This window comes from Mesorhizobium sp. BR1-1-13 (genome assembly GCF_020165515.1).
Taxonomy (GTDB): Bacteria; Pseudomonadota; Alphaproteobacteria; order Rhizobiales; family Rhizobiaceae; genus Mesorhizobium.
Map to the genome: position 1 here is coordinate 51,199 of NZ_JAIUIH010000007.1, position 16,721 is coordinate 67,919.

Annotated in this window: 14 protein-coding genes; 6 read left to right on the top strand and 8 right to left on the bottom strand. The window is 63.3% G+C overall.

From position 1 onward, the window contains the following. Positions 1–110 precede the first annotated feature (110 nt). A complete protein-coding gene (gene mscL / locus LB533_RS17470) occupies positions 111–533 on the top strand; it encodes a large conductance mechanosensitive channel protein MscL (protein ID WP_140639899.1) in 423 nt (140 codons plus the stop codon). A gap of 110 nt (positions 534–643) precedes the next feature. Then, complete coding sequence (locus tag LB533_RS17475) at positions 644–1,810, top strand: pyridoxal phosphate-dependent aminotransferase (RefSeq protein ID WP_224677812.1); 1,167 nt, start codon at positions 644–646, stop codon at positions 1,808–1,810. A 72-nt stretch (positions 1,811–1,882) separates the two neighbouring features. Here LB533_RS17475 and hemA read toward each other — a convergent pair whose 3' ends face one another. After that, a complete protein-coding gene (gene hemA, locus LB533_RS17480) occupies positions 1,883–3,160 on the bottom strand; it encodes a 5-aminolevulinate synthase (RefSeq protein ID WP_224677813.1) in 1,278 nt (425 codons plus the stop codon). A gap of 274 nt (positions 3,161–3,434) precedes the next feature. On the opposite strand from hemA, the gene galE reads away from it, so the two are divergent. After that, positions 3,435–4,430, top strand: coding sequence for a UDP-glucose 4-epimerase GalE (galE, locus tag LB533_RS17485; RefSeq protein ID WP_224677814.1), 996 nt, complete (start codon positions 3,435–3,437; stop codon positions 4,428–4,430). Between the two features lie 107 nt (positions 4,431–4,537). Next, complete coding sequence (locus LB533_RS17490; RefSeq protein ID WP_224677815.1) at positions 4,538–5,788, top strand: D-amino acid dehydrogenase; 1,251 nt, start codon at positions 4,538–4,540, stop codon at positions 5,786–5,788. 16 nt (positions 5,789–5,804) lie between these two features. On the opposite strand, the gene LB533_RS17495 is transcribed toward LB533_RS17490, so the two are convergent. The 7 genes from LB533_RS17495 to LB533_RS17525 all read right to left on the bottom strand — a co-directional run bounded on the left by LB533_RS17495 (position 5,805) and on the right by LB533_RS17525 (position 12,940). Continuing rightward, positions 5,805–7,181, bottom strand: a complete 1,377-nt coding sequence (locus LB533_RS17495; RefSeq protein ID WP_224677816.1) for an FGGY-family carbohydrate kinase — start codon at positions 7,179–7,181, stop codon at positions 5,805–5,807. Further along, positions 7,178–7,495: an L-rhamnose mutarotase gene (gene rhaM / locus LB533_RS17500; protein ID WP_224677817.1), complete on the bottom strand. Its 318-nt coding sequence runs from the start codon at positions 7,493–7,495 to the stop codon at positions 7,178–7,180. Before rhaM ends, LB533_RS17495 begins: the two co-directional genes overlap by 4 nt. After that, a complete protein-coding gene (locus LB533_RS17505; protein ID WP_224677818.1) occupies positions 7,495–8,490 on the bottom strand; it encodes an ABC transporter permease in 996 nt (331 codons plus the stop codon). The genes rhaM and LB533_RS17505 overlap by 1 nt, the downstream gene beginning before the upstream one ends. Then, the gene (locus LB533_RS17510; protein ID WP_224677819.1) at positions 8,487–9,464 is read right to left on the bottom strand and encodes an ABC transporter permease; all 978 of its coding nucleotides are present in this window, start codon (positions 9,462–9,464) and stop codon (positions 8,487–8,489) included. The genes LB533_RS17505 and LB533_RS17510 overlap by 4 nt, the downstream gene beginning before the upstream one ends. Further along, positions 9,461–11,002, bottom strand: coding sequence for a sugar ABC transporter ATP-binding protein (locus LB533_RS17515; RefSeq protein ID WP_224677820.1), 1,542 nt, complete (start codon positions 11,000–11,002; stop codon positions 9,461–9,463). Before LB533_RS17515 ends, LB533_RS17510 begins: the two co-directional genes overlap by 4 nt. 81 nt (positions 11,003–11,083) lie before the next feature. Beyond that, positions 11,084–12,079: a rhamnose ABC transporter substrate-binding protein gene (gene rhaS, locus LB533_RS17520; RefSeq protein ID WP_095775218.1), complete on the bottom strand. Its 996-nt coding sequence runs from the start codon at positions 12,077–12,079 to the stop codon at positions 11,084–11,086. A gap of 57 nt (positions 12,080–12,136) precedes the next feature. Then, entirely contained in the window at positions 12,137–12,940 is an 804-nt protein-coding gene (locus tag LB533_RS17525) for a DeoR/GlpR family DNA-binding transcription regulator (protein ID WP_140496559.1), read from the bottom strand. 187 nt (positions 12,941–13,127) lie between these two features. Between LB533_RS17525 and LB533_RS17530 the strand changes: the two genes are divergently transcribed. Together LB533_RS17530 and rhaI are read left to right on the top strand one after the other, a co-directional pair. Further along, on the top strand, positions 13,128–15,230 hold the full coding sequence (locus LB533_RS17530) for a bifunctional rhamnulose-1-phosphate aldolase/short-chain dehydrogenase (RefSeq protein ID WP_224677821.1): 2,103 nt from the start codon (positions 13,128–13,130) through the stop codon (positions 15,228–15,230). 171 nt (positions 15,231–15,401) lie between these two features. Continuing rightward, a complete protein-coding gene (gene rhaI / locus LB533_RS17535; RefSeq protein ID WP_224677822.1) occupies positions 15,402–16,694 on the top strand; it encodes an L-rhamnose catabolism isomerase in 1,293 nt (430 codons plus the stop codon). The last annotated feature ends 27 nt before the right edge of the window (positions 16,695–16,721 follow it).

Here is a 16,721-nt window from a genome sequence, read left to right on the forward strand (position 1 = left end):
TGGCCCTTTTTCCGGTTTTGCAACCGGAGGTTTTTGCTATTGTGGGCTTGGCCGGCGCTGGAGAACGGTGGTGAGGCGGCAGCGCGGCCGGTCATGACAAGGAGGGTCGAATGCTGAAGGAATTCCAGGAATTTATTTCCAAGGGCAATGTGATGGATTTGGCCGTCGGCGTCATCATCGGCGCGGCTTTCGGCAAGATCGTCGATTCCCTTGTCAACGACATCATCATGCCGATCGTGGGCGCGATTTTCGGCGGGCTGGACTTCAACAACTATTTCTTTGGGTTGTCCTCGACCGTCCATTCGGCCGCTCTGGCCGACGCGAAGAAAGAGGGCGCCGTTTTCGCCTATGGCAGCTTCATCACTGTCGTGCTGAACTTCGTCATCCTCGCATTCATAGTCTTCCTGATGGTCAAGGCCGTGAACAATCTGCGCAGGCGCCTGGAACGCGAAAAGCCCGCGCCTGCCGCCGCGCCGCCGCCTGCCGATGTGCAGCTTCTGACCGAAATCCGCGATCTGCTCGCCAGGAGATAGAGGCATCAGGTTCTTCTGGACCAAAACCCCGGTCGTCCACGGCCGGGGTTTTTTGCTTTCGCCCGTAGTAGAACAGCCGGCACGCTATCCCTATTGGAACGGACCTGCCCATGACCCTGATCCAGAACCTGCGTCCCGAGGCCCTGGCTGCGCCTGAAAGCGGCATCGTCGCCGTCGTCAACTATGGCAGGCTGCGCGACGGTTTGATCCCGCTCTGGGCCGGCGAGGGCGATCTGCCGACACCGGCCTTCATCACCGATGCCGCGTCGAAGGCGCTGGCCGGTGGCGAGACGTTCTACACCTGGCAGAGGGGCATCCCCGATCTCAGGCAGGCGCTTGCCCGCTATTACCAGAGGCATTTCGGCAAACACTTCGCCGAGGACGAATTCATCGTCACCGGCTCGGGCATGCATGCGATCCAGCTTGCGCTCGACGCGCTCGCCGGTGCCGGCGACGAGGTGATCTACCTGTCGCCCGCCTGGCCGAATTTCGATGCCGCCGCCGCCATCGCCGGTGCCGTGCCGGTGCCGGTCATGCTCGATCAATCCGGCAATGGCTGGTCGTGCGATGTCGAGAAGATCGCGGCCGCCATCACGCCCAGGACCAGGGCGCTGTTCATCAACACGCCGTCCAACCCGACCGGCTGGACCGCCGACCATGAGACCTTGCGCGCCATTCTCCATCTCGCCCGGGCAAATGGCCTTTGGATCATCGCCGACGAGATCTATTCGCTGTTCCACTATGGCCAAGGCCGCGCGCCGTCCTTCCTCGACATCGCGACCGGAGAGGACCGCATCCTGTTCGTCAACAGCTTCTCCAAGAACTGGGCGATGACCGGCTGGCGCGTCGGATGGATCAAAACCCATCCGAGTTTGCAGCAGGTGTTCGAGAACCTGATCCAGTATTCGAATTCAGGTGTCGCCCAGTTCATGCAGCGCGGCGCGGTCGCGGCGCTCGATGAAGGCGATGTCTTCGTCGCCGAACAGGTGGAGAGGGCTAGGAAGGCGCGCGATCTGGTCTGCGGCATTCTCGGCGCCACCGACCGCGCTCGGTTCACCGTGCCGCAAGGTGCTTTCTACCTGTTCTTCAGGGTCGACGGCATTACCGATTCGCGCAGCGCCGCCTTCGAGATCGTCGACAAGGCCAATGTCGGCCTGGCGCCGGGCACGGCCTTCGGCCCGGGCGGCGAAGCCTTCCTCAGGCTGTGCTTCCACCGCCGCCTCGACCAGCTCGAGGAGGCGGCGCACCGACTTGCGAAGTGGATGGCGGCTGTTTGAGAGATTGACGAAGCCCGAATTGAAAGTCGCTCCGGCGCGCCAGATGGCCGCCGGAGTGGAGTTCAAACGGCTTCAGCCGCCTGACTTGGGCACCAGCAAGGGAATGATCCGGTCAGTCTTGGCCACGGAAGGTCGTCCTGCTGAACCATAGGAAATGCCGAGCGCGTCCCAGGTCTCGACCAGGGCGTCCTGCAGCTCGGCGATCAGCGCATCCGAATGGAACGGCGTCGGCGTGATGCGCAGCCGCTCCGTGCCGCGCGGCACGGTCGGATAGTTGATCGGCTGGATGTAGATGCCGTGCACGCCAAGTAGCCGGTCGCTCGCCATCTTGCAAAGCTCGGGGTCGCCAACCAGCACTGGCACGATGTGGGTCGCCGATTCCATCACCGGCAGGCCGGCGGCGGAGAGGATCTGCTTGGTCCGCGTCGCCTGCTGCTGCTGGGCGTTACGCTCGGCCTGCGAGCGCTTGAGATGACGGATCGAGGTGGTGGCAGCGGCGGCGATGGCCGGCGGCAGCGCGGTGGTGAAGATGAAGCCCGGCGCGTAGGAGCGCACGGCGTCGATCACCGCGCTCGTGCCGGTGATGTAGCCGCCCAGCGTGCCGAAAGCCTTGGCCAGCGTGCCCTCGATGATGTCGATGCGGTCGGCGAGGCCTTCCCGCTCGGTGATGCCGCCGCCGCGCGGACCGTACATGCCCACGGCGTGGACCTCGTCGATATAGGTCATGGCGTTATAGCGCTCGGCGAGGTCGACGATCTCTCTGATTGGCGCGATATCGCCATCCATCGAATAGACGCTCTCGAACACGATCAGCTTGGCGCGTTCGCGGCCCGCTGCCTGCAGCAGGCTTTCCAGATGCGCGACATCGTTGTGGCGAAAAATCTTCTTTTCCGCGCCCGAGCGCCGCACGCCTTCGATCATCGAGGCATGGTTGAGCTCGTCCGAAATGATCAGGCAGTTGGGCAAAAGCCGCGCGATGGTCGAGATCGAGGCCTCGTTGGAGACAAAACCGGAGGTGAAGACCAGCGCGGCTTCCTTGTCGTGCAGGTCGGCGAGCTCATGCTCGAGTTCGACCAGCGGATTGCTGGTACCGGAGATGTTGCGGGTGCCGCCGGCGCCCGAACCCATCCGGCCCGCCGCGTTCTGGAACGCTGCGATGACATCCGGGTGCTGGCCCATGCCGAGATAGTCGTTGGAGCACCAGACGGTGATTTCCTCAGCGCGGCCGTTGGCGCGCCAGATGGCACGCGGAAATTTGCCCGCTATGCGCTCGAGGTCGGCAAAGACGCGGTAGCGTCGTTCCGCATGGAGCTGGTCGATCGCGTCCTCGAAGAACCGCTGATAATTCATGTCGGCTTCCCAGTTTTGCGCTGGATCATAATCATTGCCCGATTGGCCGTCCACCGGGCCGTTTTGGTCAAAATGCCACGCCCCGCACGTTCCTAACGAGGGCGGATCATGGCCTATTTCCTGGCAACACCGGGCTGTAGGCCGCTTTTGTTTCGACATGATGCCATATGCCGGCCAAGTCGGTTACGCAGGGTTTTATTGGTCATGGGGCGGGCTTTCCAGTAGAGCGGTTGTTGAGACAGTTTCCGATAGATCTTGAATGCGAGGACGCGGAATGACGGTTTTGGTGACGGGCGGCGCCGGCTATATCGGCAGCCATATGGTCTGGGAATTGCTGGATACGGGCGAAAGCGTGGTCGTTCTCGACCGGCTTTCGACCGGTTTCGAATGGGCGGTGGCACCGGAGGCAAAGCTGGTCGTCGGCGACGTCGCCGACAAGGAATTGGTCGGCTCCATCATCCGCGACAACAATGTCGATGCGATCATCCATTTCGCCGGCTCGATCGTCGTTCCCGAATCCGTCGCCGATCCGCTCGGCTACTACGAGAACAACACCTGCAAGACGCGCACGCTGATCGAAACCGCGGTGCGCGAGGGCGTGCCGAACTTCATCTTCTCCTCGACCGCCGCCGTCTATGGCGGCGCTGGGCTGGAACCGGTGCGCGAGGATGCCCGCCTGGCGCCGGAATCGCCCTACGGCCTCTCCAAGCTGATGAGCGAATGGATGCTGCGCGATGCGGCCATCGCGCATGGCCTGCGCCATACGGCGCTGCGCTATTTCAACGTCGCGGGCGCCGATCCCAGGGGGCGCACCGGCCAGTCGACGCCGGGCGCCACGCATCTGATCAAGGTCGCCTGCGAGACGGCGCTCGGCAAGCGGCCGTTCATGCAGGTGTACGGCACCGATTACCCGACGCCGGACGGCACCTGCATGCGCGATTATATCCATGTCAGCGACCTGGCCGCGGCGCATCGCCTGGCCCTTGAGCGGCTGCGCGCCGGGGGCACAAGCCTGGTCGCCAATTGCGGCTACAGCCACGGTTATTCGGTGCTGGAGGTGATCGAGAGCGTGCGCCGCGCCTTCGGCCATGATTTCGAGGTCAGGACGGGCGAGCGCCGCCCCGGTGACGCCGCCGCGGTGGTTGCCAATTCCGATCTCGCCCGGACGGAACTCGGCTGGACACCGCAGCGCGACGACCTCGATCAGATCGTTGCAGACGCGCTCGCCTGGGAGCGTATCCTGACGGGGAAGAATTCCGCACGCGGCTGAGCGGGTTTTCCCAAGGGCTCGCAAGCCATTCCGGGAAGCGTTATGGAAGGCGTTCGCGGAGGGCGCGAAAGCGCGCTGCCCGGTTCGACCTTTTTTGGGGGGACGACATGAAGATAACGGTGCTCGGGGCCGGCGTCGTCGGCACGGCGGCGGCCTACTATCTGGCCGGCGACGGCCATGAGGTCACCGTCATCGAGCGTCATCCGGCGCCGGCGCGGGGCACCAGCCAGTCGAATGCCGGGCTGGTGTCGCCCGGCGATGCCACCGCCTGGGCTTCCCCGGCGGCGCTGAAGACCTTCCTGCGCGGGCTCTACAACCACGATCTCGGCATCAAGGTGCGGCTGCGCTTCGATCCCTATTTTCTTGCCTGGAGCCTGCGCTTCCTGCGCCAGTGCACGGTGGCACGCCTGCGCGCCAACACCGACATCAAGTTGCGGCTCGCGCTCTATTCGCGCGACTGCATCAATGCGCTGTCGGAGGCGACCGGCATCCACTATGACGAGCGCAAGAAGGGCATCCTCTACTTCTTCCGCTCGCAGAAGAGCCTCGACACCGGGACCGACAATTATCGCTATCTTGCCGAGCATGGCTTGCCGATCGAGATCGTCGGACGCGACCGGCTGGTCGAACTGGAGCCGGGACTTGCCGGGGTGAAGGACAAGATAGCCGGCGGGGTTTATTCGCCCACTGACCAGACCGGCGATTCCAAACTGTTTGTCGACAGGCTCGCCGCCTACGCGGCCGAGAAGCTTGGTGTCGAGTTCCGGTTCGGCACCACGGTCGAAGGCTTCGATATCGAAGGCGACAGGGTACGGGCCGTCATCACCTCGTCAGGTCCGGTGGCCGGCGATGCGGTTGTTATCGCAATGGGCCCGGAAAGCGGCCTGCTCGCTCGCCGCTACGGCATCGACCTGCCGGTCTATCCGGTGAAAGGCTATACCGCGACGATTCCCCTGGAGGATGAAAGCAAGGGGCCGACCATGGGCGGCGCCGACGAGGACCGGCTGATTGGCTATTCCAGGCTGGGCAACCGCTTGCGGATGTCCTCGACGGCCGAGTTCACCGGCTTTGACCGAAGCTTCAAGCCCGCTGACTTCAACACCATCATCAGCACCGGCAAGGATCTTTTCCCGGGCGCGTTCGACGAGAAGAAGGCTGTGTTCTGGGCGGGCCTGCGGCCGATGATGCCTAATTCCGTGCCGGTCATCGGCCGGGCCCGCTACAGAAATCTCTATCTCGACACCGGCCACGGCCATGTCGGCTGGACCATGGCCTGCGGTTCGGGCAAATTCCTCGCCGACCTCGTCGCCGGCCGCAAGCCCGAAATCGATCCGCAAGGGCTGGTCTATGAAAATTAGGCGAGCGGATCCGTAGTCAGTCCCGCCTTTCGACTGCCGCGCGCCAGGTGCTTGCATAATCCGTCCAGGCGGGGTCGGCGGGCGGTTCTTGTCTCGAGCCCTTGCCATGCGCCTTTGCCTGGTCCGATGCCAGCAATGCGGCGCCGATGCTGGTGCCGGTCGCGGCTTCGGAGGCGACGACGCTTCTGGCGGTCGCCGCCGCCAGCATGCCGACAAACAGCCGGTTGCGGGCGAAAGGGCCTTCGACAATGGTCGGGCCGTCGGCGCCGATCAGATCGAGGCAGGTCGCCGTCATCAGCGCCAGATAAAAAGAGATGGCGGCAAAGCGCTGGCCGCTGTTCATGCCGTCGGCGTTGAGCCACGCCGCCGCATGATGCGGGAACGGTCCCGACCCCTGCTGCATCGACGGCAGCAGCAGCGTCCTTTTTGCCAGCACGGCACCGACATCGTCTTCGGTCCAGTTCTCCGGCTGATCTTCCGTCAGTATGGAAAATTCCCTGCCCCCCATGAAGCGCGCCGATGGCACGGGATCGCCCAGCGCGTTGACGTTGACCAGCGTATCGCGCGCCGGGTCGAGCGCCACCGATCTACCGCTGACCGCCATCGACACCACCCAGGTGCCGGTCGAGACGACGCTGAAAGGCGGCGCGTCCGCGAGAAGATGTGGCAACAGCGAGGCGTTGGAATCGTGTAGGCCGCAGAACACAGGCGTCCGCGGATCGAGCCCCGTGCGCTCGGCAAGCGCCGGCAGGAGCGGGCCGAGCCGGTCCCTTGCCGGCCGCACCGGCGCCATCAACGCGCGCCAACCGAGGCGGTCGATCATTGCCGAAAAATCTGCTTTCCACGGGTTCCACAGATCGGTGTGGCAGCCGAGCGAGGTCACCTCGTTGGCGGCGATGCCGGTCAGCCGCAGCGCCCAATATTGCGGATACATCAACATCGCCGTTGCCCTGGCGAATTCCGTCGGAAAGTGCTTCTGCTGCCAGAAGAATTGCGCGCCGAGATTGAGGCCGAGCGGCAGCCGCGGCGTGCCGGTTTCAGTGAAGGGCGGCCGGATCGCGTCGTACTCGGTCGCGAGTTCCTCGGGGCCGTCGAATTCGTAGTCGAGCACTGGCAACACCAGTTCGCCGGAGGCCTCTACCAGAGCGCCCGTCGCGCCATGCGTGGTGATCGAAACGGCGTCGATGGTCTGTTCGCGGTTGAGATCGGCAAGACTGCCGAGGATGAAGGCCCACAGCGCCTCGACGTCGTGATGCGGGTAGGGAGCTTGCCGCAGCGGCGCGTTCGCCATTCGGCGCAGCGCGACCTCGCGCAGCGTGGCGAGGTCGACCAGCGCCACCTTGGCGTTGGTCTTGCCGATGTCGATGACAGCGATGTGGCGCGGGGCACTCATGCCATGTGGAACATGGTTTCCAGGGGCACGGCCACCGGCTCATTGTCAGGCTTGGTCTCCATGAGGCCGGCCATGTCTGCCCACCAGCGCTGCATCACCGTATGCTTCGGCAGGTCGGCCATGCCATGGTCGTCCCGCCGCCACAGCACGCCGAACAGGATGTTGGTCTCCTCGTCGAGATGGATGGAATAGTCGCAAACCCCGGCCTGCTTCAGCAGCGCGACCAGCGATGGCCATATCTCGTCGTGACGCTTCTTGTATTCCGCCTTCATGCCGGGCTTGAGCATCATCTTGAACGCGTATTTTTCGGCCATCAGCGTCCCCCGCGCAGCCGCCGCCAGACGATCGGCAGCGCGATGACGATGATCAGGAGCAGGCCGATGAAGATCGACATGACGATGCCGGGCACATTGAGCAGGCCGAGCCCGAAGGTCACCAGCCCCATGATGAAGGCGGCGAGCACGACGCCGACAATGCTGCCGGCGCCGCCAAGGATGCTGACGCCGCCAAGCACCACCATGGTGATGACTTCCAGCTCATAGCCCTGTGCGATCGACGGCCGGGTCGAACCGAGCCGGGAGGTGATCACCACAGAGGCGATGCCGGACATCAGTCCGGTCAGGCAGAACAGGATGAATTTGATGCGGCCGACACGTACGCCGGAAAACTGTGCCGCGACCGGATTGTTGCCGATGGCGAAGACGCGCCGGCCGAAACTCGTGCGGTGCAGCGCGAACCAGTAGGCGACGGCGGCGATGAGGAAGAGCACCAGCTCGAACGACACCACCCACCAGACATAACCCTGGCCGAAGAAGGCGAAGCTCTCGGGATAACCCTTGTAGGCCTGGTCGCCGAGGATGATGAAGGCGATGCCGCGAAACAGGCTCATCGTGCCGATGGTGACGACGATCGAAGGCAGGCCAAGCCTCGTGACCAGCAGGCCGTTGAAGGCGCCGCAGCCGAGCCCGACGACGATGCCGATCGCCACCAGCACCGGCGTACCGGCGCCGGCCTGCACCGCCATGCCCATCATGGTCGAGGCCAGCGCGATGATGGCGGCGACCGACAGGTCGATCTCGCCCGAAATGATCAGCAGCGCCATCGCAAAGGCGATCAAACCCTTCTCGGTGAAGTTGAAGGTCAGGTCCGACAGCGAATAGGGGTCGAGGAAATAGGGCGAGGCGAAGCTGTTGATGGCAAAGATGGCGAGTGCCACCACGACCAGCAGCGCTTCCCAGGAAAAGATCGCCGAATGAAACGGCTTGTCGAGCCGGTCCGGAATATGGCGCGGGGCAGGGACGTCGGTCATGCCGCCTCCACTTTTCTAAGGATGATGCGGCCCTGCTGGCGTTCGCCGCGCGCATTGAGCACGACGGCGAGGATGATGGCGCTGCCCGAAATAGCCATCTGCCAGAAGGGCGAGATGTTGATGACCGGCAGCGCGTTGGAGATGATGCCGAGAAACAGCGCCCCCAACACCGCGCCCCCGACCGAACCGATGCCGCCGGCAATCGAGATGCCGCCGATGACGCAGGCGGCGATGATGTTGAGCTCGTAGCCATTGGCGACCTCGACCGAGGCGATCACGTAACGTGAGATCCAGAGATAACCGGCAAGGCCGCCGATCATGCCGGAGATGCAGAAGACGATGAATTTCGTCCGCCCGACATCGATACCGGCATAGACCGACGCCGTCGGATTGACGCCGATGGCATAGATCGAGCGGCCGAGCGCGGTGCGTGTCATCAGGATGAAGAACAGCGCGATGACCAGAATGGCGAGCCAGGACAGCACCGGAATGCCGAGCAAGGCCGCGCGTTGGAAGCCGATGAACTCGGGGCTCATTTTGTCGGCATTGACCCAGGCGCCGCCGGACAGGACGAAGGTGGCGCCGCGATAGATGGTCAGCGTACCCAATGTCACCACGATCGAGGGGATGTTCAGCCGCCACACCAGAAGGCCGTTGATGGCGCCGAGCACCAGGCCGACGACCAGCGCGATGACGATCAGCAGCGGGATCGGGATCGCCGGGTGGGCGGCGTTCAGCATCGCCACCACCATGCCGGTGAAACAGAGGTTCGACGCCATCGACAGATCGATCGAACGGGTCAGGATGACCACCATCTGCCCGAGCGCCAGGATCATCAGGATCGAGGTGTCGTTGAACACCTGGCGCAAATTGCCGGGGTCGGCGAAGGCGGGAAAACGCGTCGAGATCAGCCCGATCAGCACGAGAATGGCCGCCAGCAACCAGATTTCGCGATATTTCAGCAAAGCCTTCATGCCGCAATCCCCGCCGCCGTCCGGACCAGCGTCTCGGCGTCCAGTCCCTTGTTGTCGTAGACGGCCACGACGAGGCCCTCGCGCATGACGACGACGCGGTCGGACATGCCGAGGATTTCGGGCAGCTCCGAAGACACCATGATCACCGACAGGCCTTGCGCCACCAGCTCGGCCATGAAGCCGTGCACGGCGGCCTTGGAGCCGATGTCGATGCCCTTGGTCGGCTCGTCCAGGATGATGACCTTGGGCGTGGTCGCCAGCCATTTGGCGATGACCACCTTCTGCTGGTTGCCGCCCGACAGCGTGCCGACATCCTGGCTGAGCGAGGAGGCCCTGAGGTCGAGCCGCTCGGTGTAGGAGCGGGCGAGCGAAAACTCCTCCGCCAGCCGCAGCACGCCGGATTTGGACGTGCGTGCCAACGACGGGAGAGAAACATTCTGGAAGATGGGCAGGCCGATCACCACGCCTTGCTTGCCGCGTTCCTCGGGCACGTAGACGATGCCCGCCTCGATCGAATCCGCCGCTGATCTGGGAATGATCGTCTTGCCGTCCAGCGTGATCGTGCCGCCCGAAATGCGGGTGATGCCTGAAATCGCCTGCATCACCTCGCTGCGGCCGGCGCCGACAAGGCCGTAGAAGCCGAGAATCTCGCCCTTGTGCAGCTCGAAACCGATGTCGTTGAATTCGGTGGGGTGCGACAGGCCGGAGACCGACAGCACCGGCGCGCCGATCTCGGCCTTGCGCTGTGGAAAGATGTGGTCGACCGCACGTCCCACCATCATGCGCACGATCTGGCTCTGGGCGGCATCCTTGATCAGCCCTTCGCCGACCATCTCGCCGTCGCGAAACACGGTGTAGCGGTCGGCGATGCGGTAGATCTCGTCGAACTTGTGGCTGATGAACAGGATCGCCTTGCCTTCGCTCTTGAGGAACTCGATCAGCAAAAAGAGCTCTTCGATCTCCTTCATCGAAAGGGCGGCCGTCGGCTCGTCCATGATGACGATCTGCGCGTCGATCGACATGGCCCGCGCCACGGCGACAAGATGCTTGTTGGCGATGCCGAGGTCCTTCAGCCTTGCGTCGGCGTCGATATGGCCGGCATGCATCGTGTCGAGCACTTCGCGCGCATTTCTGCGCATGGTGCGCCAGTCGATGGTGCCAAAGCGGGTGCGCGGCGCGTGGCCGAGAAAGATGTTTTCGGCGACCGTCAGATCGTCGAACAGCACGGTTTCCTGATGGATGGCGGTAACGCCATGGCCGAAGGCGGCGTGCGCGCTGGGCAGGGTGACGTCCTGCCCGTCTATGCTGATCGTGCCCGCATCGGGCTGGTAGATGCCGGTCATGATCTTGACCAGCGTCGACTTGCCGGCGCCGTTCTCGCCGATCAGCGCCGTCACCTGGCCCGGATAAAGCGACAGGCTGACATTGTGCAGCGCGCGCACGCCGGGAAAGCTCTTCGAGATGCCGGACAGCGTCAGGCGTGGCGTGGAGGCCAGGGGCCCGTCCTTCACCGTGCCGTGTTGGGCTGTCGTGTCCATGATCGTATCAAGCCCTGAAACAAGGTGCGTTTGAAGTTGCGGCGGGGCGTGAACCCCGCCGCGTCAGCCTGAAGCTCCGGATCAGTAGATCTTGGAGAACTTCTCGATGTTGGTCTTGTCGAACTGGAAGGGCGGAGCCATCGCAGCCGAATTGGTGTCGTCGAGCGTGACCTTGCCGACGCGGCCGATCGACAGCGTCGCGCCGGGCTTGGCCTCTTCCTTCTTCACCGCCAGATCGTGGGCGAGGTAGACGGCGGAGTAACCAAGGTCGATCGGGTTCCAAAGAGCCACGGCCTGTGAAGCGCCGTTGTCGATGAACTTCTTGAACTCCGACGGCAGAGCGAGACCGGTGACGTTGACCTTGCCGATCAGCTTCTCATCGGTGACGACCTGGGCGGCGGCAACGACGCCGACGGTGGTCGGCGCGATGATCGCCTTGAGGTTCGGATAGGACTTCAGCAGGCCCTTGGCTTCGTCGGTGCTCTTGGCCGAGTCGTCATCGCCATAGACGGTGGCGACGAGCTTGATCTTGGGGAATTTCTCCGGCAGCACCTTCTTGGCCGCGTCGATCCAGGCGTTCTGGTTGGTCGCGGTCGAGGAGGCCGACAGGATGGCGACGTCGCCGCCCTCAGGCAAATAGTCGGCGGCGAGCTTGATGATGGTCTCGCCGATCAGGCCGGTGTCGGACGGATTGAGGTGAAGCTGGCGGCCTTCCTTGGCGACGCCCGAATCCCAGGAGATGACGGTGATGCCGCGCTCCATGGCCTTCTTCAGCACCGGCACCAGCGCGTCGGCGTCATTGGCCGAGATGGCGATGGCGTTGACCTTTTGCGCAATCAGCGAATTGACCACTTCGATCTGCGCTTCGGCGGTCGCCTTGGTCGGGCCGGTGTAAATGATGTCGACGTCGCCGAGTTCCTTGGCCGCCTCTTCGGCGCCCTTGTTGGCGGCGTCGAAGAAGCCGTTGCCGAGCGACTTCACCACCAGCGCGATCTTGACGTTCTCGGCATAGGCGGCATTCACGAACATGGCGGCGGAAAAGGCCGCCGTTACCATCAGTTTCTTCAGAAAGCTCATCGAATATTCCTCCCTTGAGCGGTTGCATTCCATCGCCGCTGCGGGCGTGAGGGTATCTCAGGCTTGCAGCGAAGATTCTTCCTTTGCCGACTTGCGGGCGACGATCAGCGTTACCCCTGCTGTCTCCAGCATCTTTGCCTCGCGGTCCTCTATGCCGTCATCGGTGATGACGGTGGCGATGCGCGAGAGGCCGCACAGGATCAGGCTGGAGCGTTTGCGGAATTTCGAGGAATCGACCAGCACCACCAGCTCGTCGGCCTGGTCGATCAGCTTCTGTTCCGCCTGGATCAACAGCGGGTCGCCTTCCATCAGGCCGAGCGGCCCGAGCCCCTGCGCGCCCATGAACATGCGGCGCGCGTAGAAATTGCGCGTCACGTCATTGTCGAACGGCGACAGGATGATGTTCTGCTCGCGGTAGATGGTGCCGCCGGACAGCATCACCGTGTTCTTGGAGTGCTTGAGCAGGCTTTCGGCGATCGGGAAGGAATTGGTGAAGATCGGCATGCGGCGGCCGGTCAGGAAATGCACCATCTGGAAGGTGGTGGTGCCGCCGTTGATGATGATCGGCTCGCCGTCCTTGCAGAGCTCCACCGCTTCCCGCGCTATCGCCCGCTTCTGCGCCGCATTGAGCGTCTCGTTGACGGAAAAAGGCCGGCCGGCAAGGCCGATGAACTGTGGCGGCGTGATTGCCTCGGCGCCGCCGCGCACCCGGCGCAGCCGCTTTTGCACGTGCAGGGCCGCGATATCGCGCCGGATCGTCGCCTCGGAAGACTCCGTCAGGTCGACCATTTCCTGCACCGTCACCACAGGCTTTTCCTGGACGGCGGACAGAATGATCCTGTGGCGCTCTTTTTCGTGCATGGTTCCTCCCTGCATGGCCATCTGGCATTAGAAATCGCGCAGTGTCAATCATTTCCGATCATATAATTTCATTGTGCAGTGCAATATGATTGATGTTGATCGTTTGTGATTGACAAGCCGGCATCTTGCGTAGACATTCCCGACGAAAAGAGGAGCGCACCGTCCGCGCTTCAAGGGAGGATTACCCATGCTCGACAAGCGCTCCGGCTCGCGCCTCGCCAATCTTTGGGATGATGCGAAGGCAAGGGGAATGAGTGATCCCGAGCTTCTGGTCTATCGTTCGAACACGCTCGGCTCCGACAAGCGTGTCACCAATTACGGCGGCGGCAACACATCGTCGAAAATTCGGCAAAAGGATCCGCTCACCGGACAGGACGTGGAAGTGCTGTGGGTGAAGGGTTCGGGCGGCGACAGCGCTTCCATCAAGCTTGATGGCTTTGCCACGCTCTACATGGACAAATTGCAGGCCCTCAAAGGCCTTTATCGGGGCGTCGAGCATGAAGACGAGATGGTGGGTTATCTGCCCCATTGCACCTTCAATCTCAATCCGCGCGCAGCCTCCATCGACACGCCGCTGCATGCCTACGTGCCGAAGCCCTATGTCGATCACATGCATCCCGACGCCATCATCGCCATCGCTGCCGCCAAAGATTCCAAGGCCCTAACGAAAGAGATCTTCGGCGATGCCATTGGCTGGCTGCCGTGGAAGCGGCCGGGCTTCGAACTTGGCCTGTGGCTGGAGAAATTCTGCCTCGACCATCCAGCCGCCAAGGGCGTTATCCTGGAAAGCCACGGCCTGTTCACCTGGGGCGACAGCCCGAAGGAATGCTACGAAACGACGATCTCGGTGATCAACCAGGCGATCGAGTGGTTCGAGCGGCGTTCGGAGGGCGTCGCCATTTTCGGTGGCGAAGCGGTCAAGTCGCTCGAAGCCGCCGAACGCCGCGCCATCGCCGCGAAGCTGATGCCGAGGATCCGCGGCCTGATCTCGGAAAAGAGCCATAAGCTCGGCCATTTCGACGATTCCGCCGCCGTGCTCGAATTCGTCAATTCCAGGGATCTGCGCCCGCTGGCGGCACTCGGCACCTCATGCCCGGACCATTTCCTGCGCACCAAGATCCGACCACTGGTCATCGAATTCGATCCGGCCAAGCCCGATGTCGATGCCGTCATCGCGCGGCTGGCCAGCGACATTGCCGAATACCGCGTCGGCTACCAGGCCTATTATGACAGCTGCAAGCATGCGGACTCGCCCGCCATCCGCGATCCCAATGCCGTGGTCTATCTGATGCCCGGCGTCGGCATGTTCACCTTCGCCGGCGACAAGGCGACTGCTCGCATTTCGGGGGAGTTCTACGTCAACGCCATCAACGTCATGCGCGGCGCCTCGACCGTCTCCTCCTATGTCGGCCTGCCTGCACAGGAAGCCTTCGACATCGAATACTGGCTGCTTGAGGATCTGAAGCTGCAGCGCATGCCAAAGCCCAAGGCTCTTGCCGGCCAGATCGCGCTCGTCACTGGCGGCGCGGGCGGCATCGGCCGCGCGACGGCGAGCCGGCTGCTGCGCGAAGGCGCCTGCGTGGTGCTTGCCGACATCGACGAGACAGCACTTGCCAGCGCCAACGACGAACTGGCCAAGGCCTATGGCAAGGATTTTGTCCGCCCCGTGGTCATCAACGTCACGTCGGAGGATCAGGTCGTCGCCGGCTTTGCCGAAACCTCGGTCGAGTTCGGTGGCATCGATATTCTGGTCTCCAACGCCGGCCTTGCCTCCTCGGCGCCGATCGAGGACACGACGCTGGCGCTGTGGAACAAGAACATGGACATCCTGTCGACGGGATATTTCCTGGTGTCGCGGGAAGCGTTCCGGCTGTTTAGGGCGCAGAAGATCGGCGGCAACGTCGTTTTCGTCGCCTCGAAGAACGGCCTTGCCGCCTCGCCGAACGCCGCCGCCTATTGCACCGCCAAGGCCGCCGAGATCCATCTCGCCCGCTGCCTGGCGCTGGAGGGCGCGGAGGCGCAGATCAGGGTCAACGTCGTCAATCCGGACGCCGTACTGCGCGGCTCCAAGATCTGGTCCGGCGAGTGGAAGGAACAGCGCGCCGCCGCCTACAAGATGTCGACCGACGACCTCGAGGAACATTACCGCTCGCGCTCGATGCTTAAGCGCTCGGTGTTTCCCGAGGATATCGCCGAAGCGATCTATTTCTTCGCCTCCGACATGTCGGCCAAGTCGACCGGCAACATCGTCAATGTCGACGCCGGCAACGCGCAGAGCTTTACGCGCTAGAGTGTTGAAGGCGGCGCTGCCCCTCGCCAATCCGCTCTCCGGGTGAAGAACTGGGAGAGGGGATTGCCGCCGCCGGAGTGCTTCCCTTCTCCCCGTCACTATACGGGGAGAAGGTGCCGGCAGACGGATGAGGGGCAGCGCCAGCCGAACGCTTTCTTGGGAGGAACAGCAGTGTCCGAAACCATCATCTCCGCCGACCTCGTCGCCAGCCATAATGCCGCGCGCAAGGCCGACCTCGAGCGTGACTACGCCTCGCTCGGCGAACGGCTCGACCGTCGCGGCATCGCCATCGACCCGATCCGAGACAAGGTCGAGAAATTCGCGGTGGCGATCCCCTCCTGGGGGGTCGGTACCGGCGGGACGCGCTTTGCCCGTTTCCCCGGCGCCGGGGAGCCGCGCGACATCTTCGACAAGATCGAGGATTGCGCCGTCATCAAGCAATTGACGCAGGCGACACCGACGGTGTCGCTGCACATTCCCTGGGACAAGGCCGACCCGAACCGGCTGAAGCAGGCGGCCTCGCGTTTCGGCCTCGGCTTCGACGCCATGAACTCCAATACCTTCTCGGACGCCAGGGACCAAAAGCTGTCCTACAAATTCGGCTCGCTGTCGCATGCCGACGCCGGAACGCGCCGACAAGCGGTCGAGCACAATCTCGAATGCATCGAGATCGGCAAGACGCTTGGGTCGAAGGCGCTGACGGTGTGGATCGGCGACGGCTCGAACTTCCCTGGCCAGGTCAATTTCGCCAAGGCGTTCGAGCGCTACCTCGACGCCATGAAGGAGGTCTATGCCGGACTGCCCGCCGACTGGAAGCTGTTCACCGAGCACAAGATGTACGAGCCGGCCTTCTATTCCACTGTCGTGCAGGACTGGGGCACAAACTACATCATTGCCAAGGAATTGGGCGACAAGGCCTTCTGCCTGGTCGATCTCGGCCATCACGCGCCCAACGTCAACATCGAGATGATCGTGTCGCGGCTGATCCAGTTCAGGAAACTCGGCGGCTTCCACTTCAACGATTCGAAATATGGCGACGACGACCTCGATGCCGGTTCGATCGACCCCTACCGGCTGTTCCTGGTCTTCAACGAACTGGTCGACGCCGAACTGTCCGGCGCCGACGGCTTCGATCCGGCGCATATGCTCGACCAGAGCCACAACGTCACCGATCCGATCGAGAGCCTGATGCTGTCGGCGTCCGAGGTGCAGCGCGCCTACGCGCAGGCGCTGCTGGTCGACCGCAAGGCGCTTGAAAGTTTTCAGGAGGCCAATGATGCGCTGATGGCGACACAGACGCTAAAGGCGGCCTACCGCACCGATGTCGAGCCGATCCTGGCCATGGCGCGGCTGAACACCGGCGGCGCCATCGATCCGGTCGCCGCTTACCGGGCGGCAGGCTACCGCGCCAAGGTCGCGGCGGAACGCCCGGCCGTTGCCGGCGGCAGCGGTGGCATTGTCTGAGGCCGAGCTCTTTCTCGTGCTCCCTCA